The 24,485-nt window shown below is 64.3% G+C and carries 27 protein-coding genes; 5 read left to right on the forward strand and 22 right to left on the reverse strand.

Annotated elements, in window-relative coordinates; translation table 11 throughout:
- Positions 1 to 3: 3 nt before the first annotated feature.
- From H3H36_RS04395 to H3H36_RS04430, 8 genes are all read right to left on the reverse strand, one after another.
- On the reverse strand, positions 4 to 372 hold the full coding sequence (locus H3H36_RS04395) for a glutaredoxin domain-containing protein (protein ID WP_182214498.1): 369 nt from the start codon (positions 370 to 372) through the stop codon (positions 4 to 6).
- 83 nt (positions 373 to 455) lie between these two features.
- Positions 456 to 977: a MarR family winged helix-turn-helix transcriptional regulator gene (locus H3H36_RS04400; protein WP_182214500.1), complete on the reverse strand. Its 522-nt coding sequence runs from the start codon at positions 975 to 977 to the stop codon at positions 456 to 458.
- Between the two features lie 59 nt (positions 978 to 1,036).
- Positions 1,037 to 2,398, reverse strand: a complete 1,362-nt coding sequence (locus tag H3H36_RS04405) for a chloride channel protein (protein WP_182214502.1) — start codon at positions 2,396 to 2,398, stop codon at positions 1,037 to 1,039.
- A gap of 114 nt (positions 2,399 to 2,512) precedes the next feature.
- Positions 2,513 to 2,941 carry a DUF1810 domain-containing protein gene (locus H3H36_RS04410; RefSeq protein ID WP_182214505.1) on the reverse strand — a complete coding sequence of 143 codons (429 nt, stop codon included), beginning with the start codon at positions 2,939 to 2,941 and terminating at the stop codon, positions 2,513 to 2,515.
- Positions 2,942 to 2,978: 37 nt separating this feature from the next.
- A complete protein-coding gene (locus H3H36_RS04415) occupies positions 2,979 to 3,353 on the reverse strand; it encodes a hypothetical protein (RefSeq protein ID WP_182214508.1) in 375 nt (124 codons plus the stop codon).
- A gap of 79 nt (positions 3,354 to 3,432) precedes the next feature.
- Positions 3,433 to 5,607 (reverse strand): putative bifunctional diguanylate cyclase/phosphodiesterase, encoded by a 2,175-nt coding sequence (locus H3H36_RS04420; RefSeq protein WP_182214511.1) that lies wholly within the window; start codon positions 5,605 to 5,607, stop codon positions 3,433 to 3,435.
- Positions 5,600 to 6,580: an EAL and HDOD domain-containing protein gene (locus H3H36_RS27440; RefSeq protein WP_182214513.1), complete on the reverse strand. Its 981-nt coding sequence runs from the start codon at positions 6,578 to 6,580 to the stop codon at positions 5,600 to 5,602. The genes H3H36_RS04420 and H3H36_RS27440 overlap by 8 nt, the downstream gene beginning before the upstream one ends.
- Positions 6,581 to 6,669: 89 nt before the next feature.
- A complete protein-coding gene (locus tag H3H36_RS04430; protein ID WP_182214515.1) occupies positions 6,670 to 7,626 on the reverse strand; it encodes a LysR substrate-binding domain-containing protein in 957 nt (318 codons plus the stop codon).
- A 138-nt stretch (positions 7,627 to 7,764) separates the two neighbouring features.
- On the opposite strand from H3H36_RS04430, the gene H3H36_RS04435 reads away from it, so the two are divergent.
- From H3H36_RS04435 to H3H36_RS04450, 4 genes are all read left to right on the forward strand, one after another.
- The gene (locus H3H36_RS04435) at positions 7,765 to 8,466 is read left to right on the forward strand and encodes a pirin family protein (RefSeq protein WP_182214518.1); all 702 of its coding nucleotides are present in this window, start codon (positions 7,765 to 7,767) and stop codon (positions 8,464 to 8,466) included.
- 138 nt (positions 8,467 to 8,604) lie between these two features.
- Complete coding sequence (gene ribA, locus H3H36_RS04440) at positions 8,605 to 9,258, forward strand: GTP cyclohydrolase II (RefSeq protein WP_182214520.1); 654 nt, start codon at positions 8,605 to 8,607, stop codon at positions 9,256 to 9,258.
- A 56-nt stretch (positions 9,259 to 9,314) separates the two neighbouring features.
- A complete protein-coding gene (locus tag H3H36_RS04445) occupies positions 9,315 to 10,694 on the forward strand; it encodes a S1 family peptidase (protein ID WP_182214522.1) in 1,380 nt (459 codons plus the stop codon).
- Complete coding sequence (locus H3H36_RS04450; protein ID WP_182214525.1) at positions 10,691 to 11,686, forward strand: FHA domain-containing protein; 996 nt, start codon at positions 10,691 to 10,693, stop codon at positions 11,684 to 11,686. Before H3H36_RS04445 ends, H3H36_RS04450 begins: the two co-directional genes overlap by 4 nt.
- A 40-nt stretch (positions 11,687 to 11,726) precedes the next feature.
- On the opposite strand, the gene H3H36_RS04455 is transcribed toward H3H36_RS04450, so the two are convergent.
- Positions 11,727 to 12,134: a VOC family protein gene (locus H3H36_RS04455; protein ID WP_182214527.1), complete on the reverse strand. Its 408-nt coding sequence runs from the start codon at positions 12,132 to 12,134 to the stop codon at positions 11,727 to 11,729.
- A 456-nt stretch (positions 12,135 to 12,590) separates the two neighbouring features.
- On the opposite strand from H3H36_RS04455, the gene H3H36_RS04460 reads away from it, so the two are divergent.
- On the forward strand, positions 12,591 to 13,148 hold the full coding sequence (locus tag H3H36_RS04460; RefSeq protein WP_182214530.1) for a hypothetical protein: 558 nt from the start codon (positions 12,591 to 12,593) through the stop codon (positions 13,146 to 13,148).
- A gap of 140 nt (positions 13,149 to 13,288) precedes the next feature.
- Here the strand turns inward: H3H36_RS04460 and H3H36_RS04465 are convergent, their stop codons facing one another.
- The 13 genes from H3H36_RS04465 to nuoI all read right to left on the reverse strand — a co-directional run bounded on the left by H3H36_RS04465 (position 13,289) and on the right by nuoI (position 24,481).
- Positions 13,289 to 13,591, reverse strand: a complete 303-nt coding sequence (locus H3H36_RS04465) for a hypothetical protein (protein WP_182214532.1) — start codon at positions 13,589 to 13,591, stop codon at positions 13,289 to 13,291.
- 106 nt (positions 13,592 to 13,697) lie between these two features.
- A complete protein-coding gene (locus H3H36_RS04470; protein WP_182214534.1) occupies positions 13,698 to 14,588 on the reverse strand; it encodes a cache domain-containing protein in 891 nt (296 codons plus the stop codon).
- A gap of 348 nt (positions 14,589 to 14,936) precedes the next feature.
- Positions 14,937 to 15,434 carry a 2-C-methyl-D-erythritol 2,4-cyclodiphosphate synthase gene (ispF, locus tag H3H36_RS04475; RefSeq protein WP_182214536.1) on the reverse strand — a complete coding sequence of 166 codons (498 nt, stop codon included), beginning with the start codon at positions 15,432 to 15,434 and terminating at the stop codon, positions 14,937 to 14,939.
- Between the two features lie 8 nt (positions 15,435 to 15,442).
- The gene (gene ispD, locus H3H36_RS04480; protein ID WP_182214538.1) at positions 15,443 to 16,156 is read right to left on the reverse strand and encodes a 2-C-methyl-D-erythritol 4-phosphate cytidylyltransferase; all 714 of its coding nucleotides are present in this window, start codon (positions 16,154 to 16,156) and stop codon (positions 15,443 to 15,445) included.
- A 16-nt stretch (positions 16,157 to 16,172) separates the two neighbouring features.
- Positions 16,173 to 16,877: a hypothetical protein gene (locus H3H36_RS04485; RefSeq protein ID WP_182214541.1), complete on the reverse strand. Its 705-nt coding sequence runs from the start codon at positions 16,875 to 16,877 to the stop codon at positions 16,173 to 16,175.
- Positions 16,878 to 16,880: 3 nt separating this feature from the next.
- On the reverse strand, positions 16,881 to 17,438 hold the full coding sequence (locus tag H3H36_RS04490; RefSeq protein ID WP_182214543.1) for an NUDIX domain-containing protein: 558 nt from the start codon (positions 17,436 to 17,438) through the stop codon (positions 16,881 to 16,883).
- Positions 17,439 to 17,469: 31 nt separating this feature from the next.
- Entirely contained in the window at positions 17,470 to 17,799 is a 330-nt protein-coding gene (locus H3H36_RS04495; protein WP_182214545.1) for a DUF2818 family protein, read from the reverse strand.
- Positions 17,799 to 19,283, reverse strand: a complete 1,485-nt coding sequence (gene nuoN / locus H3H36_RS04500) for an NADH-quinone oxidoreductase subunit NuoN (RefSeq protein ID WP_182214548.1) — start codon at positions 19,281 to 19,283, stop codon at positions 17,799 to 17,801. Before nuoN ends, H3H36_RS04495 begins: the two co-directional genes overlap by 1 nt.
- A gap of 21 nt (positions 19,284 to 19,304) precedes the next feature.
- A complete protein-coding gene (locus tag H3H36_RS04505) occupies positions 19,305 to 20,804 on the reverse strand; it encodes an NADH-quinone oxidoreductase subunit M (protein WP_182214550.1) in 1,500 nt (499 codons plus the stop codon).
- A 31-nt stretch (positions 20,805 to 20,835) separates the two neighbouring features.
- Positions 20,836 to 22,932, reverse strand: coding sequence for an NADH-quinone oxidoreductase subunit L (nuoL, locus tag H3H36_RS04510; RefSeq protein ID WP_182214553.1), 2,097 nt, complete (start codon positions 22,930 to 22,932; stop codon positions 20,836 to 20,838).
- Between the two features lie 35 nt (positions 22,933 to 22,967).
- Positions 22,968 to 23,276: an NADH-quinone oxidoreductase subunit NuoK gene (nuoK, locus tag H3H36_RS04515; RefSeq protein WP_090314441.1), complete on the reverse strand. Its 309-nt coding sequence runs from the start codon at positions 23,274 to 23,276 to the stop codon at positions 22,968 to 22,970.
- On the reverse strand, positions 23,273 to 23,905 hold the full coding sequence (locus H3H36_RS04520; RefSeq protein ID WP_182214555.1) for an NADH-quinone oxidoreductase subunit J: 633 nt from the start codon (positions 23,903 to 23,905) through the stop codon (positions 23,273 to 23,275). The genes nuoK and H3H36_RS04520 overlap by 4 nt, the downstream gene beginning before the upstream one ends.
- Before the next feature lie 87 nt (positions 23,906 to 23,992).
- Positions 23,993 to 24,481, reverse strand: coding sequence for an NADH-quinone oxidoreductase subunit NuoI (gene nuoI / locus H3H36_RS04525; protein WP_182155778.1), 489 nt, complete (start codon positions 24,479 to 24,481; stop codon positions 23,993 to 23,995).
- Positions 24,482 to 24,485 lie beyond the last annotated feature (4 nt).

The raw sequence follows: 24,485 nt of genomic DNA on the forward strand, positions 1-24,485 counted from the left end.
CCTTCAGGCCGCCAGCAGCGCGGAGAACTGGCCCTGGTCGACCAGCTTCTGCAATTCCTGGGCGCCGCCCACCAGCACGCCGCGCACGAACACCATGGGCATGGTAGGCCAGCCGGTCCACATCTTGAGCGCGTTGCGGCGCCGCCATTGCGACAGGTAGCTGCCATATTCGAGGTAGTGATAAGGCTGGCCCAGGCCATCGAGGATCTTGCGCGCCTTGCGCGGGAACGGGTTCTGGGCCATGCCCACCACCACCACGGGGTGGGCCGCGATGGCGGCCTGCACCTCGCGCACCACGTCGGCGTGGCTGTCGCTGATGGTGGCGCGGATGGCGGGATGGATGTGCGCTTCGTCCAGGATGCTGCGGGTCATGGTCACTCCTTGGTGGTGAACTCGGTGGATGGTATGAAAATGTTACGTCCGCCGATAGTAGCCGCTTCCCGGCGCCTGCGCCACTACAAGTGGGCCAGCGGCGTGGTGGCGCTGGCTTCGTCGGCCGCCAGCGCCGCGATCAGCGTGCCCAGGTCCTGTTCCAGCCGCGCCAGCGTGGATGCGTCGAGGCCGGCCAGGGCATCGGGCAGCACGCCGGAAAATGGCGCGGGTGCGCGCTCCAGCAAATGCTGTCCGGCCTCGCTCAGGAACAGGCCGACGGCACGCCGGTCCTGTTCGGCCTTCACGGCCCGCACCAGGCCGCGCTCGAGCAGCGCCTTGACCAGGTTGCTGGCCGTGGACTGGTGCACATCCATCGCCCGCCCCAGTTCACTCACGCCGATGCCAGGCCGCTGCTGGATCACGCTCAAGGCCCACACTTGCGCACCGCCGATGCCGGCCGCTTTTTCCACTTGCCGGAAGTGGGTCTTGACGGCGTTGAAAATGATGCGGAACTGCCGCAGCACGGCGGCGGCGGGCGGCGCGTCGTTCGCGGCCGCGCCGGCCGGGGCCGCGGACGGTGATGGGAAATGGGTCGAATCGGACATGCCGGAATGATAGCGGAAATCCGGCAGCAGGCCAGGCGCGCGCCGGCGCGACGATGCGCTCAGTGCCCCGCCCGCGCCGGCGCGGTGGCTGGCGGCGCGTAGCCGGCCATGCGCTGCAACTGCAATTTGGCCAGCGCCGCATACAGGGGCGTGGACAGTACCCGCGACACGGTGCTGGCGATGACGGCGCACGCCATCAGGCTCAGCACCATGGCGTGGCCATCCACCATTTCCATGACGATGATGAAGGCCGTCAGCGGCGCCTGGGTGGCGGCGGCCAGGAAGCCGACCATGCCCAGCGCGATCAGGGCCGGCAGGTAGGGATAGTGGGTCAGCAGTCCCACGTCGTGGCCCAGCGCGGCGCCGATCGCCAGCGAGGGCGCGAAGATCCCGGCCGGCACGCCTGACCATACGGTCAGCCAGGTGGCCACGTACTTGAACAGCACGAAGGCGGCCGGCACGGCGCCGCCTTCGAGCATGGCGCGCGTGATCTCGTTGCCGCTGCCATAAGTGGCGCCGTGGCTTAGCATGCCCAGCCCCGCCACCAGCAGGCCGCAGCCGGCCGCGAACCACACCGGGTGCCGCGTGCGCCAGCGGCTGGGCGCGTCAGCGGAACGGCCGCTCAGCGACGCCAGCAACAGCCGCGCGAACAAGCCGCCGGCCACGCCGCTGGCCAGCGTGGCCAGCAGGCCCGGCCACAGCAGCGCCAGGCCGATCGGGCCCGGATGAATCACACCGAAATGGGTGGCATTGCCGTTGATGGAAACGGCGATCAGGCCGGCCAGCACGATGCCGGCCACGATCAGGCCGCTGTTGCGCTGCTCCGGCTTGCGCGACAATTCCTCGATGGCGAACATCACGCCGGCCAGCGGTGTATTGAACGCGGCCGCGATGCCGGCCGCGCCGCCGGCCACCAGCAACGCATGGGCGTTGACGGCCGAGCGCCGCGGCAGCAGGCGCCGCGCGGCCAGCATGACCCCGGCGGCGATCTGCACCGATGGCCCCTCGCGCCCCAGCGACAGCCCGGCCAGCATGCCCGAGGCGGTCAACGCGATCTTGGCCGCGCTCAGGCGCAGCGACACGTACAGCGGCCGCTGCGGCGAGCCGACGGCCGGGTCCAGCGTCGCCATCACTTGCGGGATGCCGGAGCCGGCCGCGCCCGGCGCGTAGCGCCGCGTCAGCCACACGATGGCGGCCGTGGCCAGCGGCATCCACACCAGCGCGGCCCACCACGACCACGCGCCCACGCGCAGGAACAGCCGCAACGCACTCTCGGCCAGCCAGGTGAAACCCACCACCGTCAAGCCGGCCGCCGCCGCCGCGCCCACCACCACCGCGCGCGACCACCACAGGTCCAGGCTGGCGAATTCGCGTTTGAAGGCGGCGTGGACGTCGTGCAAGGTGGACTGCAAAGTGGACATGAGCAGGTGGTCGTTAGCGGAATGGGACCACCATTATAGAGATATATTTGCACAAATGCAGTTTAGGGCGACGCGGCCCTGCCCGACCAGCGGCGCCTCACTCAGGCCATGCAGTCAGCCGCGCGCGAGCAAGGCAAGCGTCGCCTGATCCGGCACACCCGCGAAGTACTGCTGCAGGCATGCTGTGAAAATGGCTTCTTCTGGCGCCGCTAGCGCGAACAGCGTCAGGCAGGAATGGAATTTCATGTCGTCCGGCGCGCCGAAGATCGCGTGCGGATCGTGGCCGGGCAAGCCGGCCAGCACGGCGCAGCAGGTCCGCAGCCGCTGGCCCAGCACGGGATCGGCCAGGTAGGCGCGCGCCTCATCAAGGCCGGACAGGGCGTAATAGCGGGCCGTCTCGCTGCGTCCCAACCCGTCCAGTTGCGGGAACACGAACCACATCCAGTGGCTGCGCTTGCGCCCTTGCGCCAGTTCGCGCAGCACCGCGTCGTACACGGGCGCTTGCGCCTTTTTGAACCGTTCAAGATCATATCGATGTGCCATGCCGCGCTCCTTATGCACAGGTAGCGATCGCAGGCGACTAATGGGTCAGCTTCAATAACAGAGCCGAGATCAGCGCCAGCTGCAATACACTGAGGCCGACCATCATGCGCACCATGTCAGCCTTGGCATCCGCGATCTGAGCGTGCAACTCCGATGCAAGCTGGTCTATCTTCGCATCGACCTTATCGAACCTGGCATCGACCGCGCCGAACCTGGCATTGGCGTCGGCGGCCATCTGGTCCATTCGCGTCCCCAGCCTGGCCTCCATCCGCTCGCCCGACATCGAACCGCCGGCGATTTGACTCATTACTTCGAGCAACACTTCGGCATGCACGCCAGCGGCCTGGGGCGTCACCCCCGCGTCGATCAGGCGCTTGGCATACTTGTGGCTGTCGAAAATGGCGGCGTTCATGGCGCGCTCCTATGCGTTTTTTGATTATCGCATAGTCACATGGGCGCCCGCGCCATCCATTGATCCGGGACAGCCGCCGCTACGCCATGTCCACCGTCAGCCGCCGGTCCTCGCGCAACATGGCCTCGAACTCGGCCGCCGGCACGGCCGGGCTGAACAGGAAGCCTTGCAGTTGATGGCAGCCCAGTCCGCGCAGGAAGGCCATCTGCTCGGGCGTCTCCACCCCTTCGGCCACGATCTCCTGGCGCAACTGGCGCGCCATGGTGACGATGGCGCGCGCGATGGCGCAATCGTTTTCCTCGTCCGGCAAGCCGATCACGAACGAGCGGTCGATCTTGAGCGTGCTGATGGGGAATTTCTTCAGGTAGGCAAGGCTGGAATAGCCGGTGCCGAAATCGTCGAGCGCGAGCGCCATGCCCATGGCCACCAGCTTGTTCATGATGGCGATCACGTTCTCCGTGCCGCGCACCAGCAGGCTTTCCGTGATCTCCAGCATCAGCTGCTCCGGCAATACGCCGCGCCGCGCCAGCAACTCGGCCAGCCGCTCCGGCAGCTGGCTGTCGAACTGGCGCCCGGACAGGTTGACGGCGATCGTCGGCGCCGGCACCCCCGCGTCGCGCCACGCGTGCAATTGGCGGCAGGCTTCCTCCAGCACCCAGTTGCCCAGTTCCAGGATCAGCCCCGTCTCCTCGGCCACCGGGATGAACACGCCGGGCGACACCATGCCACGCGCCGGGTGGCGCCAGCGCAGCAACGCCTCCGCCCCCATGATGCGTCCCGTGCGCAGGCTCACCTTGGGCTGGTAATACAACTGCAGTTCGCCATTGCCCAGCGCCTGCCGCAGTTCGCTTTCCAGCCGCAGGTGCTCCTTGGCACGCAAGTTCATTTCCTCGCTGTAGAACAGGAAGCCAGACTCCACGTTCTGCCCGGCCTTGCTGGTGGCCACATCGGCGCAGCGCAACAGGGCCGGCGTTTCCGTGCCATCCTCGGGATAGATGGTGATGCCGACATGGGCCCCCACCTGCAGCCGGTGGCCATCGATGACGATGGGCGCTTCCAGCGACGCCATCAGCTTCTGCGCCACGATGGCCGCATGTTCGCGCTTTTCAATGTGCAGCAGCGCGACGGCGAAGCGGTTGCCGTCGAGCTTGGCCAGCACGTCGGCCTCGCGCAGCGACAAGCGGAACAGCCGCCCGATCTCGCACAGCAGTTCATTGCCGATCTCGTGCCCCAGCGTGTCAGTGATGGCGCCGATGCGGCTGATCTCGACCACCAGCAGCGCCCCATGTTCGCGGCTGCGGCGCGCCTCCGTCAACGCCTGGCCCATCAGCTGGCTCAGCAGGCACAGGTTGGGCAGGCCCGTCAGCGCGTCGTAGTTGGCCATGCGCTGCATGCGCGCCTCGGCGTCCTTGTGCACGCTGATGTCGGAGAACAGCGAAAACGTGTGGCTGATCTGGCCATGCTGGTCGCGCACCACGCTGATGGTGACGGACTGCGGGAACAGCTCGCCGTTCTTGCGCCGGCCCATGATCTCGCCGCGCCACGGCCCCTGCCCTTGCATGGCGGCCCGCACCTTGGCGCGGAACTCGGCGTCGTGGATGCCCGATCGCAGCAAGTCCGGCGTCTGGCCGATGGCTTCGGCCGGTGTGTAGCCCGTGATGCGGGTGAAGGAATTGTTGATCGAGACGATGCGCTCGTTGGCATCCGTGATCAGCACGCCCTGGTCGCTGTCCTCGATGATGCGCGCGTGCAGGTGCACCTTGTCGGCCTCGGACAGCGGATCGTCGAGCAGGTTGAACATGACCAGCATGCCCACCACCTCGGCGCGGTCGTTCTGCAGTTCCGCGTTGGCCAGCCGCAGCCACGCCACCTCGCCCGACTTCTTGCAGCGGCGCACATCGGTATAGCCCTTGGGGTGGCGCGGCACCAGCTCGGCCACGGTCTGGTCCTCATCGTCGGCCGCGTACAGGAACAGCACGTGCTGGCCCACGGCTTCCTGCGCCGTGTAGCCGAACAGGTGGGCCGCGCCGCTGTTCCAGCCCTTGACGTAGCCGGCCAGGTCCAGTTCCAGCACCGCGTCCGGCTGCAGCTCGGCCGCGTCCTCGCCATGCGTGGCCAGTTGTTCCAGCGCCGCCTCCAGGTTGGCCAGCGTATCGGCCAACGAATTGGCCGGCGACTTGCCCGACGCGCCATCCTGCTGGGCGCGGGCTTGCCGGCTCAGCGCCAGGCAGCGCGCGATGGCGGCATCATGCATGGCCGACGTCCGCCGCGCTGGCCGCGACGCTCTGCATCCACAAATGGGCGTCGGCAACGATCTGGTTGAATTCGGCGCCGGACAGTTCCAGCTGCGCCAGCTGGGCGGCCACGGCCGCGTAGTCGCGCCGCTCGGCCCGTTCCAGCAACAACAGCAAGTCCCCCATCGGTCCCGCGTGGTGCAGCAGCGCCTGCTGCACGGCCTCGGCGATCGTCAGCGGTTGCAGCACCTCTGCCAGCGGCAGGCCAAACAGCACACCCAGCAGCGAGAACATGCCGGCCATGAAAGCCTGCTCCTGGCGCGCCTTGTCCATGCCCGTCGCTTGCGCCAGCAATTCCATGGCCCGCGCGCGCACGGCCACGCGGCCCAGCAGCATGGGCGAGCGCAAGTCGCCATCGCGGGTGCAGAACAGCATCAGGTTGAGCCAGCGCCGCAGCTGGGCCCGGCCCAGGATCAGGATGGCCTGGGAAAAGCTGGTCACGCGCCGGCCCGAGCCCACGCCCAGCGAATTGACCAGCCGCAGCAACTGGTAGGACAGCGTGGGATCGCGCCGCAGCACCGATTCGATTTCGTGGGTGTCGGCGTCAGCCGACACCAGCTGCACCAGTTGCAGCGCCAGCGCGCGCGACATGGCTTGCTGGCCCACGGGCTTGGGCGGCGGCTCAAGGAACCAGTCGCCCTCCACGCACTGCACGGCGGGCGCCAGCGCGAACGGGAACATGGCATCGGCCCGCAGCAATTGCTCCGCCGCCAGCGGCTGCCAGCCCTGTGCCCGCAACGCGTCGGCCAGTTCCGCCGCCAGGTCGGCGCGGAAGTAACAAGCGCCATGGCCCGCCAGTTCGCTCAACGCCGCCAGCGGCAGGTCGGACGGCGCCACGGCGGGCGCGGCGTCGAATAGCAAGCCGGCCGGGCTGCCATTGCGGTCGGCCAGCAATTGCATGAACAGGGACGAGGCGGCGGGCGATACAGTCATAAATTGTTCCAGATTAATGCCTACATGATCACAACATACTATCCCGAAATTATTGGTTCGGGTCAACTACGTGGCAGGTGAACCCGGCATTAGGCCGTCCGTGGCGCTGCTTCTGTGGCAAACCCGCCATGCGCCGGCAGATGGCGCACCAGCCGCGCGAACACGCCAGGCTGGCCCATGCGCTCGCGCCACCAGTGCAGCGCGGCGCCCGTCTCGCCCGTGCGCCAGGCCAGGTAGAAGGTTTCGTCCGGCTTGGGTTCCTCGACTTGCTTTTCCACCAGCAGGCCGGCCGCGATGGCGGCGCGCGCGCACGGCTCGGGCAGGAAGCCGAAGCCCAGGCCGGCCAGTTGATAGTCGAGCTTGGCCTGCATGGTGGGCACGGTCAGCGTATCCTGCCCCAGCGCCAGCCCCACCGTGCGCGGCGCCAGCCGGCGCGCGGAATCGGCCACGCTCACGGCGCGGTACGGTTGCAGCGCGGCCCGGTCCAGCGGCTCGGATGCGCCGGCCAGCGGATGGCCGGGCGCCACCACGAACACGAACGACAACTTGCCCATCGCCTCGGCCACGTAGCCGCCGCCGGACGGCCCCTCGCCCGCCGCGCCCACCAGCACGTCCACGCGGCGCTCGAGCAGCGCCTCCCACGTGCCGGACAGCGCTTCCTGCACCATGCGCAGCCGGGTCTGGCCGGTGACGGCGTAGAACGCGGCCACGTCAGGCAGGAACACGGCCGGCGCGAACATGGAATCGCTGCCCACGGCCAGTTCCGTCTCCCAGCCCGAGGCCACGCGGCGCACCCGCTGCTCCAGGTCATGCGCCGCGTACAGCAGGTAGCGCCCTTCCTTGAGCAACTCCTGGCCGGCTGCCGTCAACACGACGCGCGGGCCGTGGCGCGCGAAAATTTGCACGCCCAGCTCGTCCTCCAGTTTGCCCACGGTGTAGGAAATGGTGGACGGCACCTTGTGCAATTCCTTGCCGGCGGCCGAGAACGAGCCGCGCCGGTCGATGGCGTCCACGATTTGCAAGGCTTCCAGGCTGAGTCTGAGCATTCGAATTTTTCGATAATAGAGCGGAATATTTTCCGTTTTTTATTCCCATCGCATGCGGATATACTGCTTTTCATCCGCAATACAGACGAGCCGACGTTCGAAATTATTGCATAACCAAACAAAGAACAGGAGTCCACCATGTTAGAAGTACGCAAAAGTGCAGAACGCGGCGACGCCCACCACGGCTGGCTGCAATCGCAACACAGCTTCTCCTTTGCTGATTATTACGATCCGCAACACATGGGCTTCGGCCCGCTGCGCGTGATCAACGAGGACCGCGTGGTGCCCGGCCAGGGCTTCGGCACCCACGGCCACCGCGACATGGAGATCGTGTCCTACGTGCTCGACGGCGCACTGGAACACAAGGACAGCATGGGCACCGGCTCCGTGCTGCACTACGGCGACGTGCAACGGATGAGCGCGGGCAGCGGCGTGCGGCACAGCGAGTTCAACCACTCGCGCACGCAAGGCGTGCATTTCCTGCAGATCTGGATCATGCCCAATGTGACGGGCATCGCCCCCAGCTACGAGGAAAAGCACTTCGCGCCCGACAGCAAGCGGGGCAAGCTGCGCCTGATCGCCTCCAGCGATGGCCGCGACGGCTCGGTGCTGATCCACCAGGATGCGGCGCTGTACGCCACCATCCTGGGCGCGGGCGACCATGTGACCCATGCGCTGGCGCCCCGGCGGCTCGGCTATGTGCACGTAATCCGGGGCAGCGTCACCGTCAATGGCGTGGCGCTGAGCGGCGGCGACGCGCTCAAGCTCAGCGACGAGCCGCAAGTGACGCTGGAACAGGCCGACAATGCGGAGATTTTGTTGTTCGATCTGCCATATTGAACGGGCGGGCATCAAGCCGAGAATGTCCTCAAAATAATTTTTGCCCGAGTTTTGGTATGATGTCAGGGCGCGCCGGGTGTGGGTATCAGCCCGGCGCGCCCTTTTTTATATTTTTGCCATTTTTTGAAGAGCACAGCCATGTCGCAGAGCGCAGAAACACCCGTCAACGTTGAATTGGATTACACCACTTCCTGCGCGCTGCCGACCCCATGGGCCCAGTTCACGTTGCACGCTTTCGTCGAGCATGCGACGGGCAAGGAACACCTGGCCATGACCCTGGGCGACATTGGCAACGGCGAGCCGGTGCTGGCGCGCGTGCACTCGGAATGCCTGACGGGCGATGTGCTGTTCTCGCAGCGCTGCGACTGCGGCGCCCAGCTCGAAGGCGCGCTCAAGAAGATCGCCGCCGAAGGCCGCGGCATCCTGCTCTACCTGCGCCAGGAAGGCCGCGGCATCGGCCTGATCAACAAGATCCGCGCCTACCGATTGCAGGAAGGCGGCGCCGACACGGTGCAGGCCAACGAACAACTGGGCTTCAAGGCCGACGCCCGCAACTACGCGCTCGTCAAGCCCATGTTCGAGCAATTCGGCGTCACCAAGCTGCGCCTGATGACCAACAACCCGCGCAAGATCGATGCCCTGACCAAGCTCGGCATCGAAGTGGTGGAACGGGTGCCGCTGCTGGTCAACCGCAACGCCTTCAACCAGCACTACCTGAACACCAAGGCGGCCAAGCTGGGCCACATGATGACGCCCACCACGCCGCCCGCGGCCGAGGACGGCGAACTCTGAGCCGCCCCCGCCCCGCCGCCGCCGCTCCGGCGCCCGCTCCCAAGTCCCAGGCCCGCATGAAATTTCGCCACATCGCCCTGCTCTCCAGCTTGACTTGGGCCAGCGCCACCGCGCTGGCCGCCTCGGACGCCGGCGTCGGCCTGGCCCAGGCGGCGGCCCCGCTCACGGCGCCCGCCGCCACCCGCAACGCCACCAAGCCGGACGGCACGGCCCTGCCGCCACCATCGAGCGCGGCCCAGAAACTGTACGCGTCGGCCAAGAACGATATCCTGCAAGTGCGCTCGCTGCTGCGCAGCGGCCATACCCAATCCTCGGTCGGCTCCGGCTTTTTGATCGGCACCGGCAACCTGGTCGTCACCAACTACCACGTGGTGTCGCAATTCGCGCTCGACCCCGACACCTACGTGGGCGAATGGGTGGACACCAGCGGCCAGCGCGGCAACGTGGAACTGCTGGCCGTGGACGTGCTGCACGACCTGGCCGTGCTGCGCGTGAACCGCAGCGGCACCGGCTTTTTCAAGCTGCCCGAACACCTGGCCACGCTGAACCAGGGCCAGTACCTGTACTCGCTGGGCAATCCGCTCGACCTTGGCTTCGCCATCTCGGAAGGCGCCTACAACGGCGTGATTGCCCGCAGCTTCTACGACCAGCTCATGTTCACCGGCCCCATCAACGCCGGCATGAGCGGCGGCCCCAGCGTGACGGGCGATGGCGCCGTGGCCGGCATCAACGTCTCCAAGCGCCTCGATGGCGAGCTGGTCAGCTTCCTGGTGCCGGCCCGCTACGCGCAAGACCTGCTCAAACAGGTGGCCCGGCAACAGCAGGCGCCCAAGGATTTCACGGCCGTCGTGGCCGCGCAATTGCTGGCCCACCAGCGCGCCATGGTCGACAGCCTGCTGGCCACGCCGCTGAGCTTGAAGAACATGGGCCCCTACCGCGTGCCCGTGCGCGAATCGGAACAGATGCGCTGCTGGGGCCGCTCCACCGTCAAGGCCGACAAGCCCTTCACCGTGGACAACGCCAACTGCGCCATGGAATCGGCCATCTTCGTCAGCGGCTCGCTGCAGACGGGCCAGATCAGCATCCGCCACCAATACCTGCGCAGCACGGGGCTGGGCGCGCTGCGCTTTTCGCAGCTGGCCAGCGACTCGTTCAAGAATGAGCGCTTCGGCTCCACCCGCGACAGCCGCCTGAGCGGCCCCAGTTGCACGGAACAATTCGTCAGGAACGGCACGCTGCCCATGCGCGCCGTGCTGTGCGTGCGCGCCTACCGCAAGTTCGACGGCCTGTACGATTTCGCACTGCTGACCTCCAGCACCGACCAGCCGCTGATGAATTTGCAAAGCCGGCTCGACGCGCGCGGCGTCTCCTACGACAACGGCCTGCGCGTCACGCGCGCCTTCCTCGAAGCGCTGGGCAACGGAGGCCAGCCATGAAGGCGCCCTACTACGTCGAACTGCTCAGCCGTGGCGGCGAGGTGCTGCACCGCCAGCGCTTCGACAGCCTGCCGATCCGCCTGGGCCGTGGCTACGACAACGACGTGATCCTCGACGACGCCCATGCCGGCGCCCACCATGCCGTGATCGAAGCGGACCACGAAGGCGCGCCCGTGCTGCGCGACCTGGGCAGCCGCAACGGCACCATCAGCGACGGCAAGCGCCAGCCTAGCGTGCCCCTGGCCGGCAGCACCGTCGTGCGGCTGGGCCACACGCGCGTGCGCGTGCGCGGCGCCGATTTCCCCGTTGCCCCCGAACTGGCCGACACCACCATGCACGGCTGGGAAGGCGCGGCGCCCGCGCTGGTGGGCTTGCTGCTGATCGGCCTGTTCTCGGGACTGGAAAACTGGCTGGCCGATATTGACGCCTTCCAGCCCATCCGCTACCTGCTGGTGGTGGCGTCCGGACTGGGCGTGGGGCTGGCGTGGAGCGGCGGCTGGGCATTGGCCAACCGCCTGTTCGGCACCCATGCGCGGCTGGGCCGCCACCTGTTCATCCTCGGCACGGGGCTGTTCGCCGTGGGCGCCTGGCGCGTGCTGAGCGACGTGCTGGCGTTCGCGTTTTCGGCCGAATGGCTGACGCGCTACGGCAACGTGGCCGTCATCGCGCTCGTATGCGGCATGCTGTATTTCCACCTGTGGACCATCAAGCCGCACTACCCGCGCCGCTTCGCCGTCAGTTGCGCCATCCTGCTGCTGGCCGGCGCCGGCCTGAACCTGATGACCAATGTGCAAAGTACGGGCCGCGCCGCCGATGAACTCTATATGTCGGTGCTGCTGCCGCCGGCGCTGCGCCAGAGTCCCGACCACAGCGTGGCCGACTTCATGGCCAGCGCCGCACGACTCAGGGCCGAGGCCGATGCCTCCCGGACCCGCGCCAGCAAGGACGACGACGAAGGCGAGGACGAGGAAGGCGACGCAGGCGGCGAATGACCGCGCCGCGCGATAAGCGCAGCCAGGCTCACCGCCACCTTCATGACCAGCTCGGTCCTTTGAGCTCGATGGTATTGCCTTCCGGGTCCTTCAGGTAGATGGATGGCCCCTCACCCTCCGCACCATAACGCGATTCGACCGGCCCGGCCTCCACGCCGGCGGCGGCCAGCACGCCACGGATCGCGGCCTCATCGAACGGCTCCACGCGGAAACAGATGTGATCGACATTGCGGCCTTCGACGCCGGGCGCCGCGCCGCCCATGCGGCCCAATTTGCCGTCCACGGGCACCAGGTCAAGCAGGCAACGGCCGGCCCGCAACTGGATCAGGCCGATTTCCTCCTGCCGGCGCTCGACCTGGCAGCGCAGGACGTTGCAGTAGAAATGCTCCATCGCCGCCGCATCCACGACGCGCAACACGATGTGATCGATTTCACGGATATGGATCATCTGGCCCCCTTTTGTAGTCATACCGGAAAAATGGAAATGATAAGGCAATTTGCGAACGCGCCATCGCCAAATTCGCGGCGCTACGTAGCCCGGTAATGCGCGCCGCCCCGCTATTCGGCCAGCAAAAAAATCACCCAGCGCCCTTTGATCGAACCGATCCACATAGCCATAACCAGCGCCCACAGCGCCAAGCCGACAACTTACTGCGCGATGTCTCCGCGCTTTGGCCGCCGCAGCACCATGCCTCATCATTGGAACGACGACGGCATGGCCGGCCCGAGATCAGGAGAAAATGCCGCCCCCCCTTCCGCGTGACAATTGCTTAGTTTTTGAAAAATATTAATATATTATAATTATTGTCACACTGTCAGTCCCACGCACGTGCTGACTCAATCACTAACGCACAAATCAGGAAAATCGCACCAACCTTTTGGTCCGAATTAGAAAGGAATCTGCATGAGAATTGTTCGCCTTATTGCGGCAACCCTCTGGCTAACGTGCAGCCCCGCATTTGCAAAGCCGGCACATGAAGATGTCAGGGGGCTGGTAATGAAGCAAGCTGATCAGCTACTGGCCAATGTTCATGCCAACGTATATGCGCCTGATATGCGAGTCAATATTGCGCTTGAAGAACTTACCATCGCAAATCAGGCAATACAGAAAGAAGATAACTACACGTTCTTATCAGGTTGTAGGCCGCAGAGCTGTGGCGAAAAGGCTGCGGCAGTCTTGAACAACGCAACGCAAGAATTAGCTGCCACTGCCTTGCTTAGCTACAACTGCAAAGATGACATTCTAGCGCCGGAAGAAATTACATACTTAACCACGCGACAACCAGGTAAAAGACCGGCATTACATTGTGCACACGATCCCATTTTAATGGTCTACATTGTCCGCAGATCTATCGAAGCCCCTGCATTATATGAGGAGCGAGCATTAGTCGACCGACTCCAACAATGGGGTAAGAAATTCGGCTATCAAGGCGAACTTATTCGCATCGTTAATCGTTACTGATCGGAGTGCACTTACAATAGGGCCGCTTCGCCGGCCCCTATCCACGTCAGGCAAGGCCGCAATTTGCCGCCCCAAGCGCATGGGTTGAATGCGACGGGAAAGCCAACGGCAGCCGACAAATCAATCCGAACCGTAGAATGTCAAATTCTGCCGCGCTTGAATTCGGCAAGGAAGCGCTTGACGTCAAGCGCCGACAACACCTGCTCCGCATCGCCGTGCCATGCATACAGATACGGCGTGCCGCCCAGACGGTCGGTCAGCTTGGCCGACAGCAGGAAGCGCGTGCCGAGCGGATAGATGCTGGTATCGCACAGGCGGCGCGAGCACTGCACCAGCAGCTCAGGCGAGAAAGCCTGTCCCGGCACCGGGCGGATTTGCATCCGCCCGTCGCGCAGCACGGATTCAACGGCCACCTGCCGGTATGCATAAATATCGCGCGCCATGGCCGCCCTCCAAGTCAGATCGAGGGCGCCATGGTAACAGAACGCGCAGCCACCGAGCGGCCGGCCGCACGCCGGGCAAACCCCTTACCGGCGGCTCACTTGCCGCTCACTTGCTATAGTAGCCCACACCCAGCAAGACGTTGTCCACGCGCTGGATCAGCGAGTGCTTTTGCTCCACGGCGTTGGTGGCCGGATTGCGCCACACAAAGTCCACCGTGCCCGAGCCCTTGCTCTTGGCCAGCTTGATCATTTCCTCCACCATGGGCTTGCCGGCCGCGTCGCGCAAGCCACGCACATCCATGCCTGACAGTTGCGGCGAGTCGCCCGAGGCGCGATAACGGCCATCGTCGATGCCGATCGCAAATACGTACAGGTCGTTATGCAGGAAGCCGCCCTGCTGGCTGTTGAAGGCCGTGTAAGCCGCCTTGTCGCCAGATTTCTTCAGGTAGGCGACGGCCTTGTCCAGCAGTTCCTGCGCTTCCTCCACCGAACCACGCGGCGTGTAATAACCGACGCACAGGATGTACTTGTCGACCTTGCGGTATTGGCTGACCTTGTTTTCGACGTGGTTGCTGACGCGGTTCAGCCAGCGGTATTCGATGGAGCCCGTATCGTTGACGCGAGCCTGTTCCAGCAGGTCGCGGATCAAGGGCTTGCCGGCTGCATCGCGCAAGTCGATCTCGTTCTTGCCCACCAGGCCCACCTGCGAGCCACCGTTGGCCAGCATGAAGCCATCGAGGTCGACGGCGTACACGTAGTACGGCCCATGCACGAACGGACCAGCCGGCTCGTTGAATTTGGCGAACGCCTTTTCCGGGCCGTTCTTTTGCAGATAGTCGACCGCGCTGTCGAGCAACTCCGTGGCGCGCTTGGCTTGCGCGCGCTCGATACTGCCGTAGTGACTGGTCGCCGGAGCATCGCCCGCCTGCGCGGCAGGCATGGCAAGCAACGCCGACGCGGCGGCGAGAGTTAATGCGCTGATGTAATGTCGTTTCATAGTGCGTTCCAGTTCAGTTAGTGACAGCCAACATGCCCAAGACGCGCAGCGTGTGGCACCAGCATGAACAACGACAACGCTTGCCGCAACGACGACCGGCGGCGCGTTTGCCGAAGACCATACCGCTTATAGGGGAAGCAAGTTGCAGGCCACTGGCAGGGCCAGATTGATGCTGAATTGATTTGATGAAGGTTCGCAACCGGAAGGGCTGGCACGCGCACGGGAAGGATGAGCGAAGAACGATCACACGATGCCGTGCCGCGCCTTCAGCGCGCGGGAAAACTCAGACGGCGGCCTGGCGCCACCGTCCTATTCTGCAACATGGGTGTTGTGGTTTGGAGCAGCGTGTTACGAGCGGATCAGCAAGGCCACCGCTTCGGCCGCGATGCCTTCCTCGCGCCCCAGATAACCCAGCTTCTCGTTGGTCTTGGCCTTGATGTTGACCTGGCCCACGGCCACGCCCAGATCCTCGGCCACGTTGGCGCACATGGCGGCGATGTGCGGCGCCATCTTGGGCCGCTGGGCGATGATGGTGGCGTCGATGTTGCCGATCGCGTAGCCGGTGGCCACCACGCGCTTGCAGGCTTCGCGCAGCAGCGTGCGCGAATCGGCGCCCTTGAATTGCGGGTCCGTGTCCGGGAAGTGCTTGCCGATGTCGCCCAGCGCGGCCGCGCCCAGGATGGCGTCCGTGATCGCATGCAGCAGCACGTCGGCATCGGAATGGCCGAGCAGGCCCACGTGGTGCGGTATCGTGACGCCGCCAATGATGAGCTTGCGGCCTTCGACCAGCTTGTGGCAGTCGTAACCCTGGCCGATACGGAACGGGAGTGCGGGAGTGGGATTCATGGCGATGGTCAATGCGTTGTGGGTTGGGCCAGATACATTTCCGCGATGCGGACGTCAGCCGGCAGCGTGACTTTGAGGTTACGGGGATCGCCCGGCACCAGCCGCGGCGACAAGCCCAGCGCTTCCACGGCGCTGGCGTCATCCGTGACGGCGCTGGCGTCGGTGGCCGCGTCCAGCGCCCGGCGCAGCAGCGCATAGCTGAACATCTGCGGCGTTTGCGCCAGCCACAAGCCGTCGCGCGGCACGGTGGCGACCTGGCCGCCGGCGGCGCGCTTGACGGTGTCCACCACGGGCAGCGCCAGCAAGCCGCCGGCCGGGTCGCCGGCCACGCCATCGATCAGGCGCGCGATCAATTCGGGCGTCAGGCCGGGGCGGGCCGCGTCATGGACGAGGATGCTGTCGCCGTCGCGCACTTGCGCGCGCAGCGCGTGCAAGGCGTTCTGCACCGATTCCATGCGGGTGGCGCCGCCGCAGCGCAGCACCGTCACGCCATCCAGGCCGGGGGGCACCACGGCGTCGATCTGGCCATCGGCCGGGCTGACGACGATGTAGGTGTGGGCAATGCGGTCGCTGGCCAGGAAGGCTTCGAGGGCGTGCCGCAGCATGGGCTTGCCGCCCACGGTCAGGTATTGCTTGGGGCCGTCGGCCGCCATGCGGGCGCCCACGCCCGCCGCAGGAATCAGGGCGTAGTGGCGCGGCGCGCCAGCGGTGTCTTGGGTCATCAGTGCTTGCAGTTGTTCAGAAGGAGTGGCCGCCGCTGAGCACGTCGCGGATCTCGCCGCCGCACGCCTGGCTCAGGCGCGCATATTCTTCCGGCGCATCGATGCGCGCCTGCTCGGCGTCAACCTTGTGCATTTCAGCCTTGATGTAGGCCATCCAGCCATTGTCGACCTCGTGGCTCAGCGCCGACATGGCGGTGCCGGACGGCGCGTACAGGGGCTTGTCCTGGAACCGCTTGGCCAGCGCCTCGCGCACGGTCTTTTCCACCTTCGGCAAGTTCTGCATATACGCGTTCATGTGCCGCAACTCGTGGTTGAGAATTTCCTTGTACGCACAGGAACCGACGGGGAATTCACGCGCCACGTAGATCACCACGGGCACATAGTACAGCTTGACCTCGATGCGCGGCGCGATGCATTCGTAACCGCTCTCCGGGTCCTGCAGCAGCGTGCCCGTGTAGCCCATCTTCACGCGCGAGTCGGTCTGGGTCAGCCCCGCCACCTTGACGGCGCCGGCCGCCAGGCCATGCATCGACGTCAACGCGTTATAGGACAGGTGGGTGTCGACCGTGTAGCCGCTTTGCTGGGCCGTGAGCACGGTCACGGTCTTGTTCAGGGAATCTTCGCAACGGACCTGGAACGGCGTGCGCTCGGCATGGGCGACCGTCGCCGCCAGCAGGCATGCCAGCGCGAGCAGGAAGCGGAATGGCCGCAGCGACACCATCGATCAGTCCAGCTTCCAGGCGCCGGAGCGGAGTTTGTCGAGCCAGAACACGCCGATGACGGTCTTGACGTCCGTGATCTTGCCGCTGCGGACCCAGTCCAGCAGTTCATCGATGGTGGCGGTGAAGGTTTCCAGGAATTCGCCATCATCCAGCCTGGCCGTGCCAGGCTGCAAGCCGCGGGCCAGGTACAGGTCCAGGTGCTCGTCCGAATAGGCGATGGCGTTGTGGATCACGCTGACAAATTGCCAATCCGTGGCCGTGTAGCCGGTTTCCTCCTCCAGCTCGCGCTTGGCGCAGGCCAGTGGGTCTTCGTCAGGATCGATTTTGCCAGCGGGGAATTCAATGAAGACTTGATTGAGCGGATAACGGAATTGCCGTTCCATCAACACGGTGCCATCGTCGAGCACCGGCAGGATCACAACGGCGCCCGGATGACGGATGTACTCGCGCGACGTATGCTGGCCGTCCGGCAGTGCCACCTTGTCCTTCTGGACCTTGAGGAACTTGCCTTCGTACGCCATTTCACCGTCGACGCGGACTTCTTTCAGATGCTTATCCATGCGCACTCCATGTTGCCGTAGGGCTAGTATATCAGGTGTGGTGTTTGCGCAGGTAGCGTACTACAAATCCGGGAAAGGCGAGAACGATAAAGAGACAGGCCGTGATAGCGTAGAACTCCCACGTCTGGGGGAATGGGGTGCCGATGCGGGCTTCCAGCGCGAAGCCGGCCGCCCCCACGGCGAAATACAGCACAACCATTTCCACCAGCCGCAGCCAGAACGGCTTGCGCCGCACTGTCCGCGGGTCGCCGGGATGCCGCTTCAGCGGCACCACGGCGAACACCTTGTCATTGAAGAAAGGAAGGTTGGCGGCCAGGATCGCCAGGACGATCACCAGCCAGCTGGCGGAAGAAACTTCCATCAGGAATTGAGCGTCTTGGTCATGGCGCTCAGGCACGATGCCAGCAGCGGGCCAGGCAGCATGCCCACCACCACCAGCGCCAGACCGTTCAGGCTCAGCACCAGGTTCATGTCGCCAGGGATAGCCAGCGGGCTGTTGTCGGTCGGCTCATCGAACCACATCATCTTCACGACGCGCAGGTAGTAGAACGCGCCGATCAGCGAGAACATCACAGCCAGCACGGTCAGCCAGATCTGGCCCGTACCCAGCACAGCGGTCAGCACCGAGAACTTGGCGGCGAAGCCCAGCATCGGTGGCACACCGGCCAGCGAGAACATCATGATCGACATCAGCACGGCGTACCAGCCGTTGCGCTTGCTCAGGCCCTTGAAGTCGGCCAGTTCTTCCGCTTCGAAGCCGGCGCGGGCCAGCACCATGATCATGCCGAAGCTGCCAGCGGTCGTCATCACGTAGGTGATGGCGTAGAACATGGCGGCGCTGTAGGCGCCCGGAGCGCCGGTGCGGTCGGTGCCGACCACGCCAGCCAGCAGGCCCAGCAGGACGAAGCCCATCTGCGCGATGGTCGAGTAAGCCAGCATGCGCTTGATGTTGGTCTGGGCGATGGCGGTCAGGTTACCGATGGCCAGCGACAGCACGGCCAGCACCAGCAGCATCTGCTGCCAGTCCACGGCCATTGGCAGCAGGCCTTCCACCAGCAGGCGGATGCAGACAGCGAAGGTGGCCAGCTTGGGCGCGCCGCCCAGCAGCAGGGTCACGGCAGTCGGCGAACCTTGGTACACGTCAGGCACCCACATGTGGAATGGCACGGCGCCCAGCTTGAACGCCAGGCCGGCCACCAGGAACACCAGGCCGAACACCAGGATGGTCGGCTTGATGGTGCCGGAAGCGGCGGCCAGCGCCACCTTGGACAGGTCCAGCGTGCCGGTGGCGCCGTAGATCATCGACATGCCATACAGCAGGAAGCCCGAGGCCATGGCGCCCAGGATGAAGTACTTCATGGCCGCTTCGGTGGCCTGGGCGTTGTCGCGGCGCAGGGCCACCAGCGCGTACAGGGCCAGCGACATCAGTTCGATGCCCAGGTAGATCGACAGCAGGCTGTTACCGGAGATCATGACCATCTGGCCCAGCAGCGAGAACAGGGCCAGCACGTAGAACTCGCCGCCCAGGTTGCCGCTCAGCATGCCACGGTCGGTGGCGTACTGGCGTGCATAGATCAGCGTCATGCCGACCGAGACGTAGGTGAACAGCTTGAGCAGGTTGGACATCGGGTCCGACACGAACATGTTGTTGAACGTGTAGACCGTGGTGCCGGCCGCATAGTCGACATAGCTGAAGTAGCCGCAAACGAGCAGCGTCAGCAGCGACAGTACGTACGTGATCGAACGCTTGCCCTCGGACAGGAACATATCGATCAGCAGGATCGCCGACGCGGCGACCAGCAGAAAGACTTCTGCGTAGAGCGGGATCATGTTGGTGGTATTCATGTAGGCGTTTCCGTTTTCTTCTTAAGGCAGCTTGCTGTGCGCTACTTGCGCGAGCAGGTCCGCGACCGAGGTTTGCATCGTGTCGGTGAACGGCGCGGGGTACAGGCCCATGGCCAGCACGGCCGCGGCCAGCAGGCCCAGCATCAGGAACTCGCGGGCGCCGATATCGGTCAGCTCGGCCACGTGGTGGTTGGCCACCTTGCCGAAGATGACGCGCTTGGCCATCCACAGCGAGTAGGCGGCGCCGAAGATCAGCGCGGTGGCGGCGATCATGCCGATCCAGAAGTTGGCCTTGACGGCGCCCAGGATCACCATGAATTCACCAACGAAACCGGAGGTGGCTGGCAGACCGCAGTTGGCCATCGAGAAGAAGATGAACAGCGCGGCGAATTTCGGCATCTTGTTGACGACGCCACCGTAGTCGGCGATCTGGCGCGAGTGGGCGCGGTCATACAGCACGCCGATACACAGGAACATCGCGCCGGAGATGAAGCCGTGCGAGATCATCTGCACCAGGCCGCCCTGCACTGCCATGTCGTTAAACAGGAAGAAGCCCAGGGTGACGAAGCCCATGTGGGCGATCGACGAGTAAGCGACCAGCTTTTTCATGTCCTTCTGCACCAGCGCCACCAGGCCGATGTAGACCACGGCGATCAGCGACAGCGTGATGATGAAGTTGGCCATGTAGTGCGACGCGTCCGGGGTGATCGGCAGCGAGAAACGCACGAAACCGTAAGCACCCAGCTTCAGCATGATGGCGGCCAGCACGGCCGAACCGCCGGTTGGCGCTTCCACGTGCACGTCGGGCAGCCAGGTGTGGACCGGGAACATCGGCACCTTGACGGCGAACGCCATCAGGAAGGCGATGAAGATGAAGATCTGCTCGCGCATGGTCAGCGGCGTACGGTGCCAGGTCAGGATGTCGAACGAACCGCCGGACACGTTGTACAGGTAGATGATGGCGATCAGCGTCAGCAGCGAGCCGAAGAAGGTGTACAGGAAGAACTTGAACGACGCGTACACGCGGTTCTCGCCGCCCCAGATACCGATGATGATGTACATCGGGATCAGCGTGGCTTCGAAGAAGAAGTAGAACAGCAGGCCGTCCATGGCGCAGAACACGCCGATCATCAGGCCCGACAGGATCAGGAACGCGCCCATGTACTGGGCCACGCGCTTCTGGATCACTTGCCAGGCCGAGATCACGACGATCACGGTGATGAAGGCCGTCAGCGGAATGAACCACAGCGACAGGCCGTCAATGCCCAGCGAGTACAGGATGTTGAAGCGCTCGATCCACGGCGACTTCTCGACGAACTGCATGCCGTGGGCGGCGTTGTCGAAATGGGAGATCAGCGGCAAGGTGAGCGCGAAGCTGACCAGCGCGCCGATCAGCGAACCGACGCGCACCATGCCGGCGTTGCTGTCGCGGCCGAAGGCCAGCACCAGCAAGCCGAAGGCGATCGGCACCCAGATCGCCAGGCTCAGGAACGGAGGTAAGGTAGAAATTGACTGCATCATGGTTATCTTTATCTCTATGCGGTTCAGCTAATTAAGCGTGCCAAAACGGCAGGAAGTAGACCAGGAACCCCAGAATGCCGAGGATCATGATGAACGCGTAGTGGTAGATATAACCGGTCTGCGCCAGACGGGTCAGCGACGAGAACCACTCCACAACCTTGGCGCTGCCGTTCACGACGAGGCCGTCGATCAGCGTGCGGTCGCCCACGTTCCACAGGCCATTGCCCAGCAGGCGTGCGCCGCCGGCGAACACGGTCTCGTTGAACTTGTCCATGTAGTACTTGTTGTCCAGCAGCGTGTGGATGGCGCGGAACTTGTCGTAGAACCAGGCCGGCACGCGCGGGTTGATCATGTAGCAGTAGTAAGCCGAAGCCACGCCAGCCAGGGCCAGCGCCAGCGGCAGCGAAGTGAACGCATGCATCGCCATGGCCACCGGGCCGTGGAACTCCTCGCCCAGTTTTTCCATCGCGTGGTGGTTCTCGCCCACGAACACGACGCCGTTGAAGAACTTACCGAACAGCATAGGACCGATCGTCAGGTAGCCGATGATCACCGATGGGATGGCCAGCATCACCAGCGGGAACCAGACCACGAATGGCGACTCATGTGGCTTCTCGCCAGGGCCCAGGCCGTGGTGGCCGTGTGCTTCATCTTCCTCTTCGTGGTGCGCATCCGAATCGTGCTCGGCGTGCGCATCATGGGCGGCCGCGGCCGGCGCGTGATGGTGGTCGTGGCCGTGGGCCTTGCCGAAGCGCTCTTCGCCGTGGAACACGAGGAAGTACATGCGGAACGAGTAGAACGCGGTCACGAACACGCCAGCCAGCACGGCGAAGTTGGCGAAGCCGGCGCCGGCGATGTGGGTTTCGGCCACGGCTTCGATGATCGAATCCTTGGAGTAGAAACCGGAGAAGAACGGCGTGCCGATCAGGGCCAGCGAACCGAGCAGCGAAGTGATCCAGGTGATCGGCATGTATTTACGCAGGCCGCCCATGTTGCGGATGTCCTGGTCGTGGTGCATGCCGATGATGACGGAACCGGCGCCAAGGAACAGCAGTGCCTTGAAGAACGCGTGGGTCATCAGGTGGAACACGGCGATCGAGTAAGCCGAGGAACCCAGGGCCACGGTCATGTAGCCCAGCTGCGACAGGGTCGAGTAAGCGACTACGCGCTTGATGTCGTTCTGGATGATGCCCAGGAAGCCCATGAACAGGGCCGTGATCGAGCCGATCACCAGCACGAACGACAGCGCCGTTTCCGACAGTTCGAACAGCGGCGACATGCGGGTCACCATGAAGATACCGGCCGTCACCATGGTGGCGGCGTGGATCAGTGCGGAAATCGGGGTCGGGCCTTCCATCGAATCGGGCAGCCACACGTGCAGCGGGAACTGGGCCGACTTACCCATGGCGCCGATGAACAGGCAGATGCAGGCCACGGTCAGCAGCATCCAGTCCGTGCCCGGCAGGGTCAGGGCGGCCAGCGCTTCACGCTTGGCGAACACTTCCTGGTAGTTCATCGAACCGGCGAAAGCCAGCAGCAGGCCGATGCCGAGGATGAAGCCGAAGTCACCCACGCGGTTGACCAGGAAGGCCTTCATGTTGGCCACGATGGCCGTCGGGCGGGTGTACCAGAAGCCGATCAGCAGGTAGGACACCAGGCCCACCGCTTCCCAGCCGAAGAACAGCTGCAGGAAGTTGTTGGCCATCACCAGCATCAGCATCGAGAAGGTAAACAGCGAGATGTAGGCGAAGAAGCGGTTATAGCCTTCGTCTTCGGCCATGTAGCCGATCGTGTAGACGTGCACCATCAACGAGACGAACGTCACCACGCACATCATCATCGCCGACAGCGCGTCGATCTGGAAGCCCACTTCGAGCTTCAGGCCGGCCACCGTCATCCAGTTGTAGACGGTGCCGTTGTAGCCGGCGCCGCCGATGACGTCTGACAGCGTCATTGCCGACAGAATGAATGCAATCAGCACGCCAAGAATCGTCACAGTATGCGACGTCTTGCGGCCGACCATGTTCCCGAAGAATCGGGTTCCGAACAAGCCCGCAATCGCGGCACCGGCCAGCGGCGCCAGGGGTACGGCTAGAAGGAGGTTAGGGTTGAGAGTTTGCCCCGCCATGATGAACCTTAATCGTTATTATTCGAGGTTGAAACTTAGCCTTTGAGGCTATCCAGGTCTTCTACGTTGATGGTGTCCAGGTTACGGAACATCACCACCAGGATCGCGAGGCCGATCGCCGATTCGGCGGCGGCCACGGTCAGGATGAAGAACACAAAGATTTGCCCGGCCGCGTCGCCCAGGTAATGCGAGAACGCGATGAAGTTCATGTTCACCGCCAGCAGCATCAGTTCGATGGCCATCAGCAGGATGATGATGTTCTTCCGGTTCAGGAAAATACCCACGATCGAGATCGCGAACAGAATCGCGCCAAGAACGAGGTAGTGAGCGAGCGATAAAGTCATGGTGCCTCCTTGTTTGCTGCACCGGCCTGGGCGCGATCGGACACGGCTGCCACCTTGACGATGCGCAGACGGTCGTTACGCTTGACGCGCACCGCGTCAGCCGGGTCGAAGTACTTGGTGTCCTTGCGCTTGCGCAGCGTCAGGGCCACGGCGGCGACGATGGCCAGCAGCAGCACGGCGGCGGCAATCTCGAACGCGTAGATGTATTTGGTGTAGATCAGCAGGCCCAGTTCCTTGGTGCCGCCGATGTTGCCGGCGTTGGCCGGGCCTTGCGCCTCGAACGACAGGAAATTGCGCCACAACACGGCGGCCATTTCCAGCACGATCACGACGCCGATGAAGCTGGCCATCGGCAAGTAGCCCCAGAAGCCTTCGCGCATCTTGTCCGTGTTGATGTCCAACATCATCACGACGAACAGGAACAGCACCATGACGGCGCCCACGTACACGAGCACCAGCACGATGGCGAGGAACTCGGCTTTCAGCAGCAGCCAGATGGCGGCGGCCGAGAAGAACGACAGCACCAGGAACAGTGCGGCGTGGACCGGATTGCGGGCCGTGATAACGCGGGTCGCGGCCAATATCATGATGGCCGAGAACACGTAGAACAAAGCAGTTTTAAATTCCATAACTAACCCAAGAGACGTACAGTTTATTGATCGGCAGATCACGCGCTGCCCTGCTCCACCGGAGCGAAACGGGCAGGACGGCGGCGATTAGCGGTAAGGAGCGTCGGCCGCGCGTGCCGCGGCGATCTGCTCTTCGTAACGATCGCCCACGGCCAGCAGCATCTCTTTCGTGTAGTACAGATCGCCGCGTTTTTCGCCGTGGTATTCCAGTACGTGCGTCTCGACGATCGAGTCGACCGGGCACGATTCTTCGCAGAAGCCGCAGAAGATGCACTTGGTCAGGTCGATGTCGTAACGCGTGGTGCGGCGCGAACCGTCTTCGCGCTGTTCCGATTCGATCGAGATGGCCATCGCCGGGCACACCGCTTCGCACAGTTTGCAGGCGATGCAACGCTCTTCGCCGTTCGGATAACGGCGCAGCGCGTGCAGGCCGCGGAAGCGCGGCGACATGGGCGTCTTCTCTTCCGGGTACTGGATGGTGATCTTGCGCGAGAACATGTACTTGCCTGTCAGCGCCATCCCTTTGATCAGTTCGGTCAGCATGAAGCTGCCGAAGAAGTCCTTGATACGTTCCATTGTT

This window comes from Rugamonas fusca (assembly GCF_014042365.1).
Classification (GTDB): Bacteria; Pseudomonadota; Gammaproteobacteria; order Burkholderiales; family Burkholderiaceae_D; genus Rugamonas; species Rugamonas fusca.